The sequence below is a fragment of the Mesorhizobium sp. M4B.F.Ca.ET.017.02.2.1 genome, from assembly GCF_003998955.1.
GTDB lineage: Bacteria > Pseudomonadota > Alphaproteobacteria > Rhizobiales > Rhizobiaceae > Mesorhizobium > Mesorhizobium abyssinicae.
Genome location: NZ_RZOF01000105.1, coordinates 1 through 17,040, shown reverse-complemented (window position 1 = coordinate 17,040; position 17,040 = coordinate 1). Strand labels below are relative to the sequence as shown.

Here is a 17,040-nt window from a genome sequence, read left to right as displayed (position 1 = left end):
GGCCAGTTCAGGTTCACGGGCAACTCTGTCGAGGCTCAGGCGCTCAACGGCCTGATGGATGGTGGCGGCCTCACGGTCGAGCAGGCGCAGCAGCTCGCCGCTGGCAAGACGATCAGCGGCCCGAATGGCGAATTGCTGTTCCTGACGCCGCAGGGCGTGTTTGGCCAGGCTTCCGCTGGCGGCCCTGCCATGCCCGTGACGCCGTCCAAGACCGAGCAGCCGGCCCCAGCAAACGCGCCAGCGCTGGCCCCGGCGGGCGCTCCTGCGCCGAACGTAGCGCCCGCGCCGGCCGCTCAACCGCAGCCGACCCCGGCGCCGGCTAGTCCGCGCGCCGACAATGCTGGCATCCTGCCCCTGACCGCGCCGAAGTCGAAGCCGCTGAACGAGCAGCAGCAGCGCGACAACAAGCTTTATTCGGTGGTCGCGCCCGAGCTGCAGATTGTCGAAAAGAACTTCTCGGCCCTGTCCAATCCCTCGGATCAGGCCCTGTCGGCTATCCCGCGCGGTTCCGACTTCGGCGCCGAGTACCTGAAATCGCCGGAGTATCAGCGCGCCTCGAACTCGCTGCGAACCATCATCGCGTCCTACCTCTACAGCGTGTCCGGAGCGACGGCAGCACCCGCCGAAGTCGAGAACCAGGCGGCCGTCCTGACGCCGAAGCCAGGCGAGGCGAAAGCATCCCTCGACGATAAGCTGGCGCGCATCCGGCAGATGGTCGACGCGATCAAGAGCGGAGGCGGTTCCGCCGCGCCGGCCGGCAATGCTGGCACCGACGGCGGCACGACCAGCAACGGCTTGAAGTGGAGCATTGAACCCTGATGCCTACGCTCAACATCCAAGGCCGCAAGGTACAGGTCGACGACGCATTTCTGTCGATGACGCCGGAACAGCAGAACGCGGCGGTCGAAGAGATTGCGAAGTCTCTACCAGCGAGCGGGCCAGCAGCCGGCGAACTCTCAGATGCCGCGAAGGCTGGTATCGCAAAAGGCCGGGCCAACATGAGCCTGTCGCCGGAGGAACGGCGCGCAGCTGTAGGTTTTGATCCCGATACCCAGCAGCCGGCCGGCATTCCCGGTTTTGCGGCGGAACCCGGCTACAACCCGCTTACCGGCAAGATCGAGGGCAATGATGCGATCAGCAAAATCCGCACCGCGTCGGGCGGCATCCTTGAAGGTATCCCGATCCTTGGCCCGATGATCCGGGGCGGCGTCGACCGCGCTGCTGCTGCGACAATCGCAGGCATGTCGGACGAGACATATGACCAGGTTCTAAGGCGCATCCAGGCGGGCACCGAAGCCGAAAAGTCGATGAACCCGAAGCTCCACACGGCGGCACAGGTTACGGGAGCGGTCGCCGGCACAATTCCGGCAATGGCTGCGGCACCGGAGGCATTCGGAATCGGTGCAACGACGAACCTCGGCAAGTATGGCATGGGCGCTCTGTCAGGTGCTGTGATCAACGGTGCAGACAGCGCTGTGCGGTCTGGTGGCGACGTCAAGCAGACCATAGAGGGAGGCATTCTCGGAGGCGGCATTGGCTTGGCCGCACCGTATATTGCACCGCTGGTCGGCAAAGGCGTCAAAGCGGTCGCCGACAAAGTTCAGCTCAGCTCTATCGCCAGGGCGCTCGGGCTGGACAAGAGCGCGACCAAGGTTCTGGCCGACGCGGTCCGGCAAGATGCCGTGGAACCAGGCGCGCTGTCGCAGCTCGGAGAGAACGGCATGTTGATGGATCTCGGTCCGAACCTTCGTCACACTGCCGGCGCCATCGCGGCTACGCCTGGCGAGGGCAAGGCGATCGTGCGCAATGCGATCGGCGCACGGGACGCGGATGCCAACTGGCGCATCCGGTCAAGCATCGATGAGACGCTTGGCGAAGCCCCAACACCATCGCGGATCGTCGATCGAGCGAACCGAAACCAGCAGTATCTGGCGCCGGAATACCGGGAAGCCCTTCGGGAGGCCGCCCCGGTAGATACCGCGCCGATCGCGCGCTACCTTGACGCCGAGGCGCAGACCCTGCGTGGCGACGCGCAGAAGGGCATCCAGCGCGTTCGCTCGATGCTCGACTATGTTCCGACGCCTCAAGAGATCGAACAGGCTCGCGCGACTGGCCAGCCGGCTCCTGGCGGTCTGGTGACTGATGCCGAGACGCTGCTGAACACTCGTCACGCGATCGACGATCTGCTGCAAACTGCTCAAGGCACCAACCACGTGAATGCCCTGACGACTGCTAGGCAGGCGGTCGACGACGAATTGGCGGCTTCCGTTCCCGGCATCAAGGAAGTCGATGCGAAATACGCCGAGCTTGCCAGGCAGAAGGAAGCCGTTCAGCGCGGCCAGACGGTGCTATCCAGCGGCCGAGAAGCGCCTCGCCCCGACGAGCTTGCCGACGAAATCAGGCAGGGCGCGCTGCCACAGGGATTGCAGGTCGGACCCTCGGCCGTACCGCTCCGCCTTCGTGAAGGCGCGCGCGCCGAGATTGAGCGCATCGTTGGCACCAAGGCGAACGACCGCGTCGCGCTGCAGCAGATCATCAAGGGCGAAGGCGACTGGAACCGGGCGCGCCTCTCGTCGATGTTCGGCGCCGACAAGGCGAAAGCCATCATCGATCTTCTCGACCGGGAACGGCTGTTCAACGACACATCGAACATCGTCACGCGCAACTCCGAGACGGCGGCGCGCATCGCTGCCAGGGATGCGATCGACGGCGGCAGCAGCGGTGGCGGCTTCGGCGTGCGCGAAGGGTTCATTGCCGGCGGCGCGCGTGGCGCAGCCCGAGCTGCAGGAACCCGCGCGGTTGAACGTGTGATCGACGCCTTGAGCAGCGGTGGCAATGAGAAAGCCATATCGGATATGGCGCGAAGCCTGACAGGCGGTCCGCAGCAGAGCGCCGTGCTCGATGCGCTTATGCGCGCCGGCCAGGGCTCACGGCTTCAGCAGTCACAGATCGATCGTGTGGCGCGTGCTCTGTTGCTCGGCGGAGGGAATGCCGCTACCCGGCCGTAACCGGTCTTGGCGTTCGGCCAGAAACCAGACTAGGAACACGACGACCGCGCCGGAAATGACGCCAAGCATATAATCGAGCGACATGCGGTCCAGGAACCACTTCAGGCCCTGGTGAAGCACGGCCAGGACGGCGATGGTGATCACCGCTGCGATTAGCTGAAGGACCGTGGTGCGCGACATGGCGCGGAAGATAATGCGAAACCAGCTTGGGGAAAAGGGCGACCTCTAATTCAGCCTTGCCGGCGCCTCGCCCAGGTAGCGATGCAGGAAAGAGGCAATCGTCTCGACGGTCTCAAGATCAGGATAAGCCGCCAGCCCCTCGGTCACGTTGTCCCCCGCCTTGCCCAACATGGGGATCAGCATGAAGTCCTCGAATCGTTGCGGCCCGTCGGTCGTAACAATAAACCGGAAGCCGCTGAACTCGCCGTTCAGCTCTTCCTCCATTTGCATCTGGAATGACAGCTTGTCGAACTTGGCGCCGAACGGCGGCACGACGACGAAACTGCGGCATGTTTGCATAGCGGTTTCCCCCTGTTTCGCTCCCTGCCAGAAGAGCCAGCGGCCGACGCATACTGTTGGATGTTGGGGCACGTGAAAGCGTCGACCGCCAGCTTTTGGGCGGGGGCGCGCCTTTTCGGCGCACAGTCAGGTTAGGCGCGATTGGAACGCCTTCAATCACGTTGCCCGCTTATGGTGAACAAGCGGTTACTTTCCACAGGATCCGTCCCTCGATGGCTTTCCCCGATGGCTCATGTCGCCTTGTCCACCAGCGGCGTCTTCCGCTTCGGCGGAACGTAACTGGTCACCAGCCTTACGGCATCGAGGCTCACTGTGATCCCCAGGTCTCGGCCGCCGATGGTCACGCTGTCTTCATCGACCCTGGTGACTTCGCCGGTCAGTTCGATTTGCTGGCCGCGCTTGACCTTGGTCGCGGGGTCAACGATCGAGTGCGGAAACCCGTATGACGGGATCGAGACGCTGACCCGATCCTCAGTCACGCGCCGGCGCACTGTCGCGGTGATCGCAACAACGTCGCCGACCTTGATGCCCTTGCCCATGTCTCATGACTCTGGGGCGGCCGGGGGCTTAGTCAAGCAGTTGCTAATATTTACGAACGGAGATGGAACGGACGGTCGCGATTGCTGGTTGTAGATAGCAGCGGTCATGTCCGCTTCTGGGTCGAGAGCCCGTCGTTTTCTCTCCGGCGACGGGCTTTTCCTTGCTTAGGCCATATGACAGTTGCAGAGTGCGCCTGCCCCGGAACCCTACGGGTTTCTTGGGACACGGCCCGGCTCGCGAAATCCTGTGTCACCTAGATAAGCGAGCCGGGCTGTGGGTGTTCCAAAATCGCTATTGGCAATCCATCCGTCATGAGGAATATAATCCTCTCCGGTGCGGCGACCTCATTTTCGGAGATCGCCATGACAATGAAATTCCCCTTTGTTGAAGACACGCTAGGCAAGAAGCTAGAGGCCGGCACAGGCCTTTCAGTCGACTGCCTGACCTGCAAGCGGAAGGCAGTGCTTGATGTCGGCGAGATGGTTCAGCGGCTGGGGCCGGATCAGCCCTCCTTGCATTGGGACTTGGTGAAGGTCATCTTTTGCCAAGAGTGTCGGGCCGCCGGCCGCGACGATCGCAACCTGCAATTCACCAATCACGCGCTGACGCCAGAGCAGCGCAGCAAGGAGAGGTAAGATGGCGGACCGATATGTCGATGCTTATCGGCAAAACGGCGTGGAGGAGGTGAATGCTCTCCTGAAGCGGACGTTTCAGGACGATAGCGAAGGGCTGGTGGTTGAACTCAGGCGGATCGAGGAAACTGGCCTATGGCGAATTCTCTGGCACCGGAGCGGACGCACGGGGCGCCACGATTTTGGAGTGGTGACGGATTACCTAGGCGGCGAGTGAGACTCACCTGTCGTGAAGGAAATTTCCTACAAAAAAATTCCGATTCTGGATCAAAGGGTTGCCACCAATTTAGGCCAGATTTAACCAATCGTAACCATTTCGGTTATTGCCTTGTTAAGGCGAATGGGCCATATCTCGCCTCAACAACACCCGCCACGCCTCGGGCAAAGCTTCGGTTTTGCACTGCGCACCCGGCGGGTTTTTCTTTTTTTGCCGCTAGGAATCTGGCTATATGGCGGCATGAAGTTTGCAAAGCCATCGCTTTCCATAGCGCACCAAATTGCCCGGATCGCCGAGCGGGGCATGACAGTCCCAAACCTTGGGGTCGCCAGCCACTGCCTTCAGCACATTAGCTACTATCGCCTTCGGGCATACTGGCTTCCATTCGAAGAAGCCGCACCTACGCCTGACGATCACAAATTCAAAGCGGGCACCTCTTTTGACGACGTGCTTGCTCTCTACGTGTTTGATCGCAAACTTCGGCTTCTGGTGATGGATGCAGTAGAGCGGATCGAAGTCTCGTTGCGCGGCAGTTGGGCGCATCACCTAGCGATGAAATATGGGCCGCACGGGTATCTTGACCCGGCGCTTTACCGCCGGACTGATCGATTCGCCCAAGCCTTTACCCAGTTAATCGATGATATCAAACGCTCGAAGGATACGTTTATCCAACACTATAAGAGCAAATACGACGACCCCGAGCATCCGCCTATCTGGATGACAGCGGAAGTCATGTCGCTCGGCCAGCTTTCAATGTGGCTAAGCAATCTGGCGCATCGCCCTGATCGTCAAGCTATTGCCAAGCCCTTTGGGCTCGATGAAATGATTCTGCTCTCCTTGGCCCACCACCTTACCTACGTTCGGAACATCTGCGCCCATCACGGTCGGCTTTGGAACAAGCAGATCACTGTGAAGATGACCGTGCCGAAATATCCTATGAGTTTGAAAGCGGCAATGAATCCGGCGGTTCTGGGCCGAATCTACAACACCTTGGCGGTGCTGGGCCATCTGATGAACATCGTCGCGCCAGGCTCGCATTGGCGCCAAGAGATTATCCATCTGATGGAATCCTGCCCTCTCGCGGACCCTGTTGCAATGGGCTTCCCCGCCGATTGGAAAGACCTCCCAGCTTGGCGGATTTAGAGAATGCCCGTCCTGGCACAGAAACGGCACAGATATGTTCGAATGTTTTTGCTCTGTTCACGTTCTTTTGCGCTCGATTCCGCAATGAAATCAGAGAACGCACTGCATTGACATTGCAGGGGTCACAAGTTCAATCCTTGTCACGCCCACCATCCTTTCAATAACTTGGCGACCTGCCCGCGTCGTGGGGCACGCAAAAAACCGCTCGTTCTCGGCCGCCTCCTTTTACAAATCGTGCTGATGACCCGTGCGGCTTGTCGACCGTCTTGGCGGACATGCCAAGCGTGCGCCCGCTTCCGAGATGTCGATTTTTAGCATGCTCGACGCAGCAGCCGAAGACCCTGACTGGCGCGGCGATAGCTGCTTTGGATGATTGCAGCTAACCCACTGCGACCTCCTGTTGGGCAAATCGCCCCGCCGAGGACTTGTAAGAGGACCGAAGCACCGGAAGCACCCGCAGAGGAAGGAGCGGCCCGGCATCTGTGGCGGGGAGGCCAGCAGATGCCGAGCCTGACCGGCGTGGTCATCGAAGGGCGGGCGCCGGCTATCAAACATATACGTGCCAGCCAATATGACTGGAACACAACCAATTGAACGAAGGATGCAACTAAAAGGTGGAGTACGACCCGACCAACTCCCTGCGGCCTTGATCCCCTGCCTTCACTGCGGCCGGGGATCGTGCCTGTGGTCGTGGTTGCCGTTCTTGCCTTCGCGGCAGGGCGCATCGCCAATGCCGCAGCATTTGCCGTGATAGGTGACGTTCGGCTTGAGGTTGTCGCAATCCCAGGGGGTGGTCGTCTTGCAGCCCGCGACCACCGAAGCGGCGACGACGGCAAGCAAGACGTTTCTTGAAACAGTAAACATGGGCGTTCTCCTTGATGACCGCGTTTGTTACGCGGCGCTGGGTCGCGCCCCTCGATGGATTGGTTCAAACGAATCGGAAAAAATCGGCGAACGATGCCCCGGGCGATCGCGCCTCCTGGTTCGGCGCGGAGCGTTAGAACCGCGCCAGTCCGGCGAGCCGCCACCTTAACTTCGCCAGCCGCCCCGCTTTCGGTTTTCGACCCTGCCTTATTCGCCGTTCGATCTTCCTGAACATGCGATTTGCCGGCTCCGCGGTCACCGCCTGCCGCGCCATCGCCAGCGCCGCCTTCCTCTCGGCCGACACCTGCTGGCGGATCCAGGCCGAGCACGCCGCAGCACAGGGATAGCCAGCCCTGGCCGCCGCGAGGAAGAATTCGAAGTCCCTCATCAGGACAAAGCCGCCCGAAGCCTCGTCCCCGAGGACTTTCATCATCGGCAATGGGATTTGCGGGCGGGCCTGGAATTGCGCTGCCATCCGCGACCGCAAGACAGCCTCGCCCGACGGATAGTCGTGCTCGCGAAAATAGGCCGAGGCCATTTTCAGGGCATAGACGTCGTTTTGCGGATCCAGCCCGTGAGCCCTCTCGAGGATGTCACGCGCCTGCGCCGGACCGATCCGGTCTTCCAGGTTGAGAAAGGCCGCTTGATAGCCGAAGGCAGCCTCGAGCGGATGATAGTCTGCCTGGCGATCCTTCAATTCGTCCAGGATGATTTCCGCGGCTCGGGATTTGTCGAACAGGGTGTTCGTTCCGATCATGGGAATGCCGCCCATCAGCGACGCAATCGAGGCAAAGATGCTGCTGCCTGCATGGATCCGCTGGCATTGCGCCATCAACGCCATTTCGAAGAATGCCCGCTGCGTCCGGTCCTCGAACGCGCCGGCTCCGAAGTCCTCCGCCAGCGACGCCCCGGTTTCAGCCTTCAGATAGTCGAGCGTGGCGCGGTCCTCTCCGATCAGCAGCGTCGCCAGGCCCATCGAGGACAACTCCCTCACGATCGCCTTGGCCAGCGTCGCGGGGATGACCTTGCGACCGAAGACCAGCCGCGTCCGGTATTTGCCACGGACAATGTCGCCGCTGCGCAAATGCAGCGCGGCCATGGGGCGTGGAAATCGATTGCGGGCGGCTGCGTCGGTCGCCTGCCGCACGCTGTCCGAGAAGCCGAAGCTGCGCAGCGCCCGGGATGCGTCGAAGAGCCCGGCTTCGCCACCGCGAAAAGGATCCAGGACGCGAAAGTCGTCGCAGATCCAACCGCTCGGATCTCCTTGTCGCTTGCCAGCTTCAAGACTGAGCCGCTTGAGGGTGGCCCCATCGAGAACGTCGAAATCGGATTCTCTGATCCGTGCCCCCAGCCAATGCCGTTCGATGAATTCGGCGGAGAAGATCCTGTCTACGACATCGACGACGTGGAAGGTCTTGTCCGCAACGGCCGTCCGGTTCCAGGTGAAGCCGAAGCGGTAGCCGAACGCGTCCGCGACCGACTTTGCATTGGCCATTGCCAGAAGGCGGCTGCCCAGCCCGTCCCTTCGCGTCGCCACAATCAGCGGCGCTTGCGGTTCAGCCCGCGCCGAGGCGGACGTCGCCTTTCTCGACATGCCGGAGAAACCACGCATAGGTCTGTTCCAATCCATCGCGCAGCGAGTAGCGCGGATGCCAGCCCGTGGCAAACAGGCGCGACACGTCCATCAGCTTGCGCGGCGTGCCGTCCGGCTTGGTCGCGTCGAAGGTGACCGTGGCTTCTTCGCCGACCACGGACAGGATCGTGCGGGCAAGCTCCCCAATGCTGATGTCTTCTCCCGAGCCGACATTGACGTGGCCATCGCCGGAATAGTTATTCAACAGCCAGACCAGCGCGTCAGCGGCATCGTCGACATGCAGGAACTCGCGCATCGGCCTGCCCGATCCCCAGACCTGAAGGGTCCGCTCGCCGGCGCGCTTGACCTCATGGGCCTTGCGCATCAGGGCCGGCACGACATGGCTGCTGGTCAGGTCGAAATTGTCGCCCGGACCATAGAGGTTGGTCGGCATCGCCGAGATGTAGTCGACGCCATATTGCCGCCGGTAGGCCTGGCAAAGTTTCAGCCCGGCGATCTTGGCGACCGCATACCATTCATTGGTGGGCTCGAGCGGCCCGGTCAGCAGCGCGTCTTCCGGGATCGGCTGCGGCGCGTGTTTTGGATAGATGCAGGACGAGCCCAGGAACAGCAGCTTTTGCACCTCGCTGCGAAACGCGCTCTCCATGACATTGGTCTGCACGACAAGGTTCTCGTGCAGGAAGTCGACCGGAAGCGTGTCGTTGGCCAGGATGCCGCCGACCTTGGCGGCCGCCATGACCACCGCGTCCGGCTTGTGCTCGGCCATCCAGCGCCGCACGCCGGCCTGGTCGAGCAGATCGAGTTCGCTGCGCGCGACCGTCAGGATCTCGCAGTCCTCGCCCGCCAGCCGGCGCACGATCGCCGAGCCGACCATGCCGCGATGCCCGGCGACGAACACCCGTTTTCCCCTGAGATCGAAAATCATGAACTTGCCCCCGAACCGCGTTCACCGGCCGCTACGGCACGGCCGAACGCTTGAGATCGGCCTGCACCATTTCCGCCACCAGCTCCCTGAACCCGGTCCTGTGCGACCAGCCCAGCTTCTCCCTGGCCTTGGACGCGTCGCCGACCAGGTGGTCGACCTCGGTCGGCCGGAAATAGCGCGGGTCGATGCGCACCACAATCTCACCTGAGGCGGCGTCGATGCCGACCTCGTCGGCGCCCTGGCCCTGCCATTGGATGGTGCGTCCCGTCTCGGCGAAAGCCAGCTCGACGAATTCGCGCACCGAATGCATCTCGCCGGTCGCCAGCACGAAGTCGTCGGCCTCGTCATGCTGCAGGATGCGCCACATGCCTTCGACATAGTCGCGCGCGTGGCCCCAGTCGCGCCTGGCGTCGATATTGCCGAGATAGAGCGTATCCTGCCGCCGGTGATGGATCGCGGCCACGGCGCGCGTGATCTTGCGGGTGACGAAGGTCTCGCCACGGCGCGGACTCTCATGGTTGAACAGGATGCCGTTGGCGGCGAACAGGCCATAGGCCTCGCGATAGTTGACCGTCGTCCAGTAGGCGTAGAGCTTGGACGCCGCATAGGGCGAGCGCGGACGGAAGGGCGTGGTCTCGTTCTGCGGCGCTTCCGAGGCCTTGCCGTAGAGCTCGGAGGTCGAGGCCTGATAGAAGCGCACCGACTTTTCAAGGCCGAGGATACGGATCGCCTCCAGCAGCCTGAGCGTCCCCAGCGCATTGGCGTTGCCAGTGTATTCCGGTTCCTCGAAACTCACCTGGACGTGGCTTTGGGCGCCAAGATTGTAGATTTCGTTGGGCCGCGTCTCCTGCACGAGGCGGATCAGGTTGGCCGCGTCGGTCAGATCGCCATAGTGCAGGAAGAGGCGCGCGTCGCGCTCATGCGGATCGACATAGATGTCGTCGATGCGCCCGGTGTTGAACGAGGACGAGCGGCGTTTGACGCCGTGGACGACGTAACCCTTCTCAAGCAGCAATTGCGCCAGATAGGCTCCGTCCTGCCCGGTCACGCCGGTGATGAGCGCCACTTTGCCCGTCATTGTCCGTCTTCGCCCGCCCCTCGGGACGCATAGGGAAAACAGATTTGTCCGGCCAAGGCAAATTTGTGGTCTTCGATCGCAACCGATCGGGCGTCGCGGTCAAATACCCGCGACGTCGCAGAGGCTCTTCATTCTGGCCACCGCAAGCTCGGGGTCGGCCAGCAATCCCGCCTGGTCGGCCAGCCGGAATACATCGGCATAATGCAGGATGCCGCGCGCCGACTGCATGCCGCCGACCATCGCGAAATGCTCCTGGTGGCCGTTGAGCCAGGCCATGAAGACGATGCCGGCCTTATAGTACTCGGTCGGCGCCTCGAAGATCTTGCGCGACAGCGGCACCGTCGGCGCCATCAGCGCGTCATAGCCGGCGCGGTCGCCATCGGCGAGCCTGGCCAGCGCCGCGTTGGCGACCGGCGCGATGGCGTCGAAAATCCCAAGCAAGGCATGCGAGTGCTTGCTGCCGTCGCCGGCGATCAGCTCTGGGTAGTTGAAGTCGTCGCCGGTGAACATGACGACGCCGTCCGGCAACCGGTCCCGCAGCGCCACCTCCTTGCCGGCATCGAGCAGCGATATCTTTATGCCCTCGACCTTGCCGGCATGCCGCTCGATGATGGCCACGACCGTATCGAGCGCCGTCTCGAAATCACCACTGCCCCAGTATCCCTTCAGGGCCGGGTCGAACATGTCGCCCAGCCAGTGCAGGATCACCTTGCCGGACGCCTGCGCCAGAATCCGGTCGTAGACGCGGGCATAGTCGTCCGGACCTTTGGCGACCACCGCCAGCGCGCGGCTCGCCATCATGATCGCCTTGCCGCCCTGCCCCTCGATGAAGCCGAACTGCTCCTCATAGGCGGCAATCACATCGTCGAGCGTGCTCGCCGCGGAACGCGCCAGATGATCGGTGCCCGCCCCGGAAGCGAGATCGGCCCCTTCGGCGGTCCGCGCCTCTGCGATCGAGCGGCGGATCAATTCCTTCGCGCTTGCCCAGTCGAAACCCATGCCGCGCTGCGAGGTGTCCATCGCCTCGGCGATGCGGAAGCCGAGCCGCCACAGGTGATGGCGGAACGCCATCGTCCTGTCCCAGTCGACGACGGGCAGCGACCACGGGTCGGTCATCGCAAGCGGGTCGGCGACGACATGGGCGGCGGCATAGGCGATGCGCGAAAAGCGCGCCCCGGCAACCGGCTGCGCAGGCCGGCCGAGAAGCCGGTAGCTGGCGCGACGGCCACCCTCGCCCGGCAAGGTGATGTCCATGAAACTCTCCCTTTGGCAGCGCCTATAGATGGAACGTTCCAATAAATCAAGAAGCTTTATGATTTTGGCGCCTCGGTTCGCCGGAATGCTTGCAACGCAACACAGCATCCCTTACCGAATAAGGCGTTGATGTAAGAGAATTGTCGATTTTTCCGTTTTCCAGAAAACCGGATTGACTCTCGCTGCATCCCGTGATTAGAACGTTCCAATAAATTTGACCAATTGGGAGGAACGATCTGGATGGCCAGCCGGGCCAAGGCGACGATACTCGACATCGCCCGCGAGGCGGGCGTGTCCAAGTCGACGGTGTCGCTCGTGCTGCAGGGCAGCGGGCTGATCCGGCCCGAGACGGCGGTCAAGGTGCGCAAGGCGATCGAGGATGTCGGCTACGTTTACAACCGCGGCGCCGCCAATTTGCGCAAGGCTCACTCCAACGTCATCGGCATGGTCATCAACGACCTCACCAATCCCTTCTTCACCGAGCTGGCGGTCGGCATGGAGCGCGTCTTCCAGTCGGCCGGCATCGTGCCCTTCATCGCCAACACGGCCGAGAACCCGGTGCGCCAGGAAGAAGTGCTGAAGTCGCTGATGGAGCAGGGCGTCGCCGGGCTAATCGTGTCGCCGGCGCGCGGCACCACGCCGGGCGCTTTCCGCCGCATCGAGACAGCCGGCGTTCCCGTTGTCTTCGCCATGCGCCGGCTGCCCGAGAGCCGCATCCCGGTGATCGCGCCCGACAATCATCGCGGCGCCTTTCTCGCCACCGCCCACCTGATCGGCAAGGGCCATCGCCGGCTGGCCTTCTTCGGCGGTTCTTCCGACCTCGTCGTCTATCACGAGCGGCTCGGCGGTTTCCGCGAGGCCTGCGCGACGCTGGGCATTGCCGCCGCCGACACGCTGGTCTTCGAAGGTGAGACCAGCCGCAAGGGCGGCATCGCCTGCCTGGATACCGCCATCGCCATGGCCGAGCCGCCGACGGCCGCGCTTTGCTTCAACGACGCGGTCGCCTTCGGCGCCATGCTGGCGCTGCGCAAGCACGGACTGGAGCCCGGCGCGGATTTCGCCGTCGTCGGCTTCGACGACGTGACCGAGGCCGAACACTACATGCCCGCGCTGACCAGCGTCGCGGTCGACGCGGCCGGCCTCGGCGAGCGCGCCGCCCATGCCATGCTGAAGATGATCCAGTCGCGCACCACCCGCGCCGAGGACCACATCGGCGCGGTCAACCTGGTGGTCAGGGAAAGCTGCGGGCCGGACCGCCCGCGCCGTCCGGGAATGGGAGACGCGGCATGACCGTCAGATGGGGACTGATCGGCGCCAGCACGATCGCCAGGCAGTTCATGATCAAAGCCATCCGCGCGCAAGGCGATGGCGAGGTCGTTGCGGTGATGAGTTCCAGCCCCGAGCGCGCCAGCACCTATGCCGGCGAGAACGGCATTCCGCGCGGCGTCTCGACACTCGCCGATCTGCTCAGCGCCGGCGTCGACGCCGTCTACATCTCGACCACCAACGAGTTGCATCTTGAACAAGCGCTTGCCGCGATCGAGGCGGGCAAGCATGTGCTGTGCGAAAAGCCGCTGGCGCTGACCAGCGCCGATGCCAGGAAGATGGTCGCCGCCGCCAACGCTGCCGGTGTCGTGCTCGGCACCAACCATCATCTGCGCAATGCCGGCGCGCATCGCGCCATGCGCGAGGCGATCGCCGCCGGCAGGATCGGCAAGCCGGTCGCGGCGCGCGTCTTCCATTCCGTCTACCTGCCGGAGAGCCTCCAGGGCTGGCGCATCAGCAAGCCCGAGGCCGGCGGCGGCGTGGTGCTCGACATCACAGTGCATGATGCCGACACGCTGCGCTTCGTGCTCGGCGACGATCCGGTCGAGATTTCCGCCTTCACGCAAAGCGCCGGCATGGCCGGCAGCGGGCTGGAGGACGGCGCCATGTGCATCTGGCGCTTCAAATCGGGCGTCATCGCCCAGTCGCATGAGGGCTTCACGACGAAATTCGCCGGCACCGGCTTCGAGGTGCACGGCTCGGAAGGTTCGCTGTTCGCCACCAATGTCATGACCCAGAAGCCGGTCGGCTCGGTGCTGTTACGCACGGGCGCCGGCGAGGAAGAGCTGAGCTTCGACCGCGAGGACCTCTACGCGCGCTCGCTGCGCCAGTTCCATGCCGCGATCCGCGGCGAAGGCCGGCCTTCCGCCACCGGCGAGGACGGTGTCTGGTCGCTGGCAGCGGCTGAAGCCGCGCTGCAATCGGCCAAATCGGGCAAGGCCGTCACCATCGATCCGAAACTCGGGAGCGCGGCGTGAGCAAGGTCATTTCCGCGGCGCAAGCCGCCAGCCTGATCAAGGACGGCATGGTCGTGTCGGTGTCGTCGTCGAGCGGCCTCGGCTGCCCGGACGCCGTGCTTGCCGCGATCGGCGAGCGCTTCGACGCTGAAGGCCACCCGAAGGCCATCACCACGCTGCACCCGATCGCCGCCGGTGACATGTACGGCATCAAGGGCATCGATCATCTGGCGAAACCCGGCCTGTTGAAGCGCACGCTTTGCGGCTCCTACCCTTCCGGGCCGTCCTCCGCCGAGCCGCCGCAGATCTGGAAGATGATCGGCGACAATTCGGTCGCGGCCTACAATGTGCCGTCCGGCATCCTGTTCGACATGCACCGCGAGGCCGCCGCCAAGCGGCCGGGGGTGCTGACCAAGGTTGGTCTCGACACTTTCGCCGATCCCCGCCACCAGGGCTGCGCCATGAACGCGGCGGCCAGCGAGCCGATCGTATCGGTGCAGCAGTTCGACGGCGAGGAATGGCTCTATTTCCGCGCCATCGTTCCCAACGTCTCGATCATCCGCGCCACCACCGCCGACGAGCGCGGCAACCTCACCTATGAGCACGAAGGCGCCTATCTCGGCGGGCTGGAGCAGGCTCTCGCCGCCCGCAACAATGGCGGCGCCGTCATCGCGCAGGTCAAACGCGTCGTCGAGAATGGCACGCTGAAGCCGCACGACGTCCGTGTGCCTGGGGTGCTCGTCGACCACATCGTCGTCGCGCCCGATCAGCTGCAGACGACGCTGACCCCTTACGATCCGGCGATCTCCGGCGAGATCTTCCGGCCGCTGTCGACCTTCCGCAACGCGGAGATGAACGTCCAGAAGGTGATCGCGCGCCGCGTCGCCATGGAGTTGCGCGACGGCATGGCTGTCAACATCGGCTTCGGCATCTCCGCCAACGTGCCGCGCATCCTTCTGGAGGAAGGCCAGCACGGCAAGGTCACCTGGGTGATCGAGCAGGGCGCCGTAGGCGGCGTGCCGCTGCTCGACTTCAAGTTCGGCTGCGCCTCCAATGCCGAGGCGATCATGCCCTCGCCGCACCAGTTCATCTACTTCCAGGCCGGCGGCTTCGACGCCTCGCTCTTGTCCTTCCTGCAGATCGACCGCCATGGCTCGGTCAATGTCTCGAAGCTTTCGGCGCGGCCGCATGTCACCGCCGGCGCCGGCGGGTTCGTCGACATCACCTCGCGGGCGAAGAAGATCGTCTTCTCCGGCTTCTTCAACGCCGGCGCCAAGCTGTCGCTGGCTGACGGCTGCATCCGCATCGACCAGGAAGGCAAGGTCAAGAAGGTCGTCGAAGAGGTCGAGCACATCTCCTTCTCCGGCAAGCGCGCGGTCGCGCAAGGGCAGGACATCACCTATGTCACCGAGCGCTGCGTGATGAAGCTGACGCCCGACGGGTTGATGGTGACCGAGCTGGCGCCCGGCATCGATCTCGAGCGCGATGTGTTGGCGCAGGCCGACATTCCGCTCGGCATTGCCAATGACCTCAAGGTGACGCCGGCGTCGCTCTACCAGGATCGGCCGATCGGCCTATCGCTGAATGGCGGCGCTTCGCTCGGAGGCGCGCATGGCTGATCGTCTCGTCAGCTTCGAACAGGACGGCGCCATCGGCATCGTCACGCTGCGCCGGCCGGAAAAGTTCAACGCGCTGGACATTCCGATGCTGCGCGCGCTCGAAGCGGCGCTCGACGAGGCGGAGCTGGCCGAAGGCGTGCGTGTCGTGCTCGTCCGTGGCGAAGGCAAGGGCTTTTGCGCCGGCGGCGACGTCGAGGCCTGGGCGCAATTGAGCGCCGCCGATTTCCAGGTGCAATGGGTCCGCTATGGCCACCGTGTCTTCGACCGGCTGGCACGGCTCCGGCAGCCGACCATCGCGGTGCTGTCCGGCCATGCCCTGGGCGGCGGCCTGGAGCTGGCGGTGGCCTGCGATTTCCGCGTCGCGGAGACACAGGTGAAGCTCGGCTTTCCCGAAACCTCGATCGGCGTCGTTCCCGGCTGGTCTGGCACGCAGCGCGCCGTGCGCCGCTTCGGCGCGCAGGCGGTGCGGCGCATGACCATTGGAGGCGAAGTCCTGCTGGCGAGCGAAGCGCTTGCGCTCGGCGTTGTCGACCGCGTCGTCGAGACCGGCAAGGCGCTCGCCGAGGCCAGGACATGGGGAGAAAAAATCGCCGAGCGCGGGCCGCTGGCGACCGAAGCCGCCAAGCTGATGATCGCGGTCGCCGAAGGCGAGGAGAGTGCTGCAGCCACGGAAGCGCTGGCCAGCGGCTTCATCGCGCTGACCGGCGACCTCAAGGCCGGCGTCGATGCCTTCAAGGCCAAGCAGAAGCCGGCCTTTTCGAGGTCCTAGAGGAATCCGATGAACGCACCCCTCAAGATTACCATGCCGGCCGAGGCGTCCGCGGCGCCGAAGACCTACAAGCTGCTGATCGACGGCAAGCATGTCGAGGCCCGCGACGGCCGCTCGCTGGAGCGCAAGAGTCCCGGTCATGGCTTCGCCGTCTCGCTCTATGCGCAGGCCGGCGAGGCGGAAGTCGAGGCCGCGGTGGCCGCCGCGCACAGGGCCTTCGAGGCCGGCCCCTGGCCACGCATGAAGGCCTCCGAGCGCGCTGCCATCCTGCTCAAGGCGGCCGACCTGATCGAGGTCCGACTGGAAGAGATTGCCAGGCTCGACGCGCTGGAATCCGGCAAGCCGATCGCCCAGGCGCGCGGCGAGATCGGCGGCGCCGTCGACATCTGGCGCTATGCCGCCTCGCTCGCCCGCACGCTGCATGGCGAGAGCTATGCCAATCTCGGCGACGCGATGCTCGGCGTCGTGCTGCGCGAGCCGATCGGCGTCGTCTCGATCATCACGCCGTGGAATTTCCCCTTCCTGATCGTCAGCCAGAAACTGCCCTTCGCGCTCGCCGCCGGCTGCACGGCGGTGGTCAAGCCGAGCGAGATGAC

At 63.8% G+C, this 17,040-nt stretch carries 18 protein-coding genes; 10 read left to right on the top strand and 8 right to left on the bottom strand.

The window, feature by feature from the left end; all coding sequences use genetic code 11:
• Positions 1-819: hypothetical protein (locus EN738_RS15150; protein WP_210214077.1), on the top strand; the 819-nt coding region annotated here is incomplete at its 5' end.
• Entirely contained in the window at positions 819-3,008 is a 2,190-nt protein-coding gene (locus tag EN738_RS15145; protein WP_127284391.1) for a hypothetical protein, read from the top strand. The genes EN738_RS15150 and EN738_RS15145, both read left to right, overlap by 1 nt.
• Here the strand turns inward: EN738_RS15145 and EN738_RS15140 are convergent.
• The 3 genes from EN738_RS15140 to EN738_RS15130 all read right to left on the bottom strand — a co-directional run bounded on the left by EN738_RS15140 (position 2,943) and on the right by EN738_RS15130 (position 4,066).
• Complete coding sequence (locus EN738_RS15140; protein ID WP_127284390.1) at positions 2,943-3,188, bottom strand: hypothetical protein; 246 nt, start codon at positions 3,186-3,188, stop codon at positions 2,943-2,945. The two genes, EN738_RS15145 and EN738_RS15140, sit on opposite strands and share 66 nt — an antisense overlap.
• A 45-nt stretch (positions 3,189-3,233) precedes the next feature.
• Positions 3,234-3,527, bottom strand: coding sequence for a hypothetical protein (locus EN738_RS15135; protein WP_127284389.1), 294 nt, complete (start codon positions 3,525-3,527; stop codon positions 3,234-3,236).
• Between the two features lie 230 nt (positions 3,528-3,757).
• Positions 3,758-4,066, bottom strand: coding sequence for a hypothetical protein (locus EN738_RS15130; protein ID WP_127284388.1), 309 nt, complete (start codon positions 4,064-4,066; stop codon positions 3,758-3,760).
• A 363-nt stretch (positions 4,067-4,429) separates the two neighbouring features.
• Between EN738_RS15130 and EN738_RS15125 the strand changes: the two genes are divergently transcribed.
• From EN738_RS15125 to EN738_RS15115, 3 genes are all read left to right on the top strand, one after another.
• Positions 4,430-4,702, top strand: coding sequence for a hypothetical protein (locus EN738_RS15125; RefSeq protein ID WP_127284387.1), 273 nt, complete (start codon positions 4,430-4,432; stop codon positions 4,700-4,702).
• 1 nt (position 4,703) lies between these two features.
• Positions 4,704-4,916, top strand: coding sequence for a hypothetical protein (locus tag EN738_RS15120; protein ID WP_127284386.1), 213 nt, complete (start codon positions 4,704-4,706; stop codon positions 4,914-4,916).
• 123 nt (positions 4,917-5,039) lie between these two features.
• Entirely contained in the window at positions 5,040-6,059 is a 1,020-nt protein-coding gene (locus tag EN738_RS15115) for an Abi family protein (RefSeq protein ID WP_245493324.1), read from the top strand.
• A 660-nt stretch (positions 6,060-6,719) separates the two neighbouring features.
• On the opposite strand, the gene EN738_RS15110 is transcribed toward EN738_RS15115, so the two are convergent.
• From EN738_RS15110 to EN738_RS15090, 5 genes are all read right to left on the bottom strand, one after another.
• Entirely contained in the window at positions 6,720-6,923 is a 204-nt protein-coding gene (locus tag EN738_RS15110) for a hypothetical protein (RefSeq protein ID WP_127284385.1), read from the bottom strand.
• 133 nt (positions 6,924-7,056) lie between these two features.
• The gene (locus tag EN738_RS15105) at positions 7,057-8,535 is read right to left on the bottom strand and encodes a hypothetical protein (RefSeq protein ID WP_245478316.1); all 1,479 of its coding nucleotides are present in this window, start codon (positions 8,533-8,535) and stop codon (positions 7,057-7,059) included.
• Positions 8,480-9,442, bottom strand: a complete 963-nt coding sequence (locus EN738_RS15100) for a GDP-L-fucose synthase (protein WP_127284384.1) — start codon at positions 9,440-9,442, stop codon at positions 8,480-8,482. The genes EN738_RS15105 and EN738_RS15100 overlap by 56 nt, the downstream gene beginning before the upstream one ends.
• A gap of 31 nt (positions 9,443-9,473) precedes the next feature.
• The gene (gene gmd / locus EN738_RS15095; RefSeq protein WP_127284383.1) at positions 9,474-10,520 is read right to left on the bottom strand and encodes a GDP-mannose 4,6-dehydratase; all 1,047 of its coding nucleotides are present in this window, start codon (positions 10,518-10,520) and stop codon (positions 9,474-9,476) included.
• A 99-nt stretch (positions 10,521-10,619) separates the two neighbouring features.
• Complete coding sequence (locus EN738_RS15090; RefSeq protein WP_127284382.1) at positions 10,620-11,774, bottom strand: dihydrodipicolinate synthase family protein; 1,155 nt, start codon at positions 11,772-11,774, stop codon at positions 10,620-10,622.
• A 240-nt stretch (positions 11,775-12,014) separates the two neighbouring features.
• Here EN738_RS15090 and EN738_RS15085 point away from each other — a divergent pair, with 240 nt between their 5' ends.
• From EN738_RS15085 to EN738_RS15065, 5 genes are all read left to right on the top strand, one after another.
• Complete coding sequence (locus EN738_RS15085) at positions 12,015-13,064, top strand: LacI family DNA-binding transcriptional regulator (RefSeq protein WP_127284381.1); 1,050 nt, start codon at positions 12,015-12,017, stop codon at positions 13,062-13,064.
• Entirely contained in the window at positions 13,061-14,077 is a 1,017-nt protein-coding gene (locus EN738_RS15080; RefSeq protein ID WP_127284380.1) for a Gfo/Idh/MocA family oxidoreductase, read from the top strand. Before EN738_RS15085 ends, EN738_RS15080 begins: the two co-directional genes overlap by 4 nt.
• Positions 14,074-15,675, top strand: a complete 1,602-nt coding sequence (locus EN738_RS15075; RefSeq protein WP_127284379.1) for an acyl CoA:acetate/3-ketoacid CoA transferase — start codon at positions 14,074-14,076, stop codon at positions 15,673-15,675. The genes EN738_RS15080 and EN738_RS15075 overlap by 4 nt, the downstream gene beginning before the upstream one ends.
• Positions 15,668-16,444, top strand: a complete 777-nt coding sequence (locus EN738_RS15070) for an enoyl-CoA hydratase/isomerase family protein (protein ID WP_127284378.1) — start codon at positions 15,668-15,670, stop codon at positions 16,442-16,444. The genes EN738_RS15075 and EN738_RS15070 overlap by 8 nt, the downstream gene beginning before the upstream one ends.
• Positions 16,445-16,453: 9 nt before the next feature.
• On the top strand, positions 16,454-17,040 hold a 587-nt coding region (locus tag EN738_RS15065; RefSeq protein WP_127284377.1), incomplete at its 3' end, for an aldehyde dehydrogenase family protein.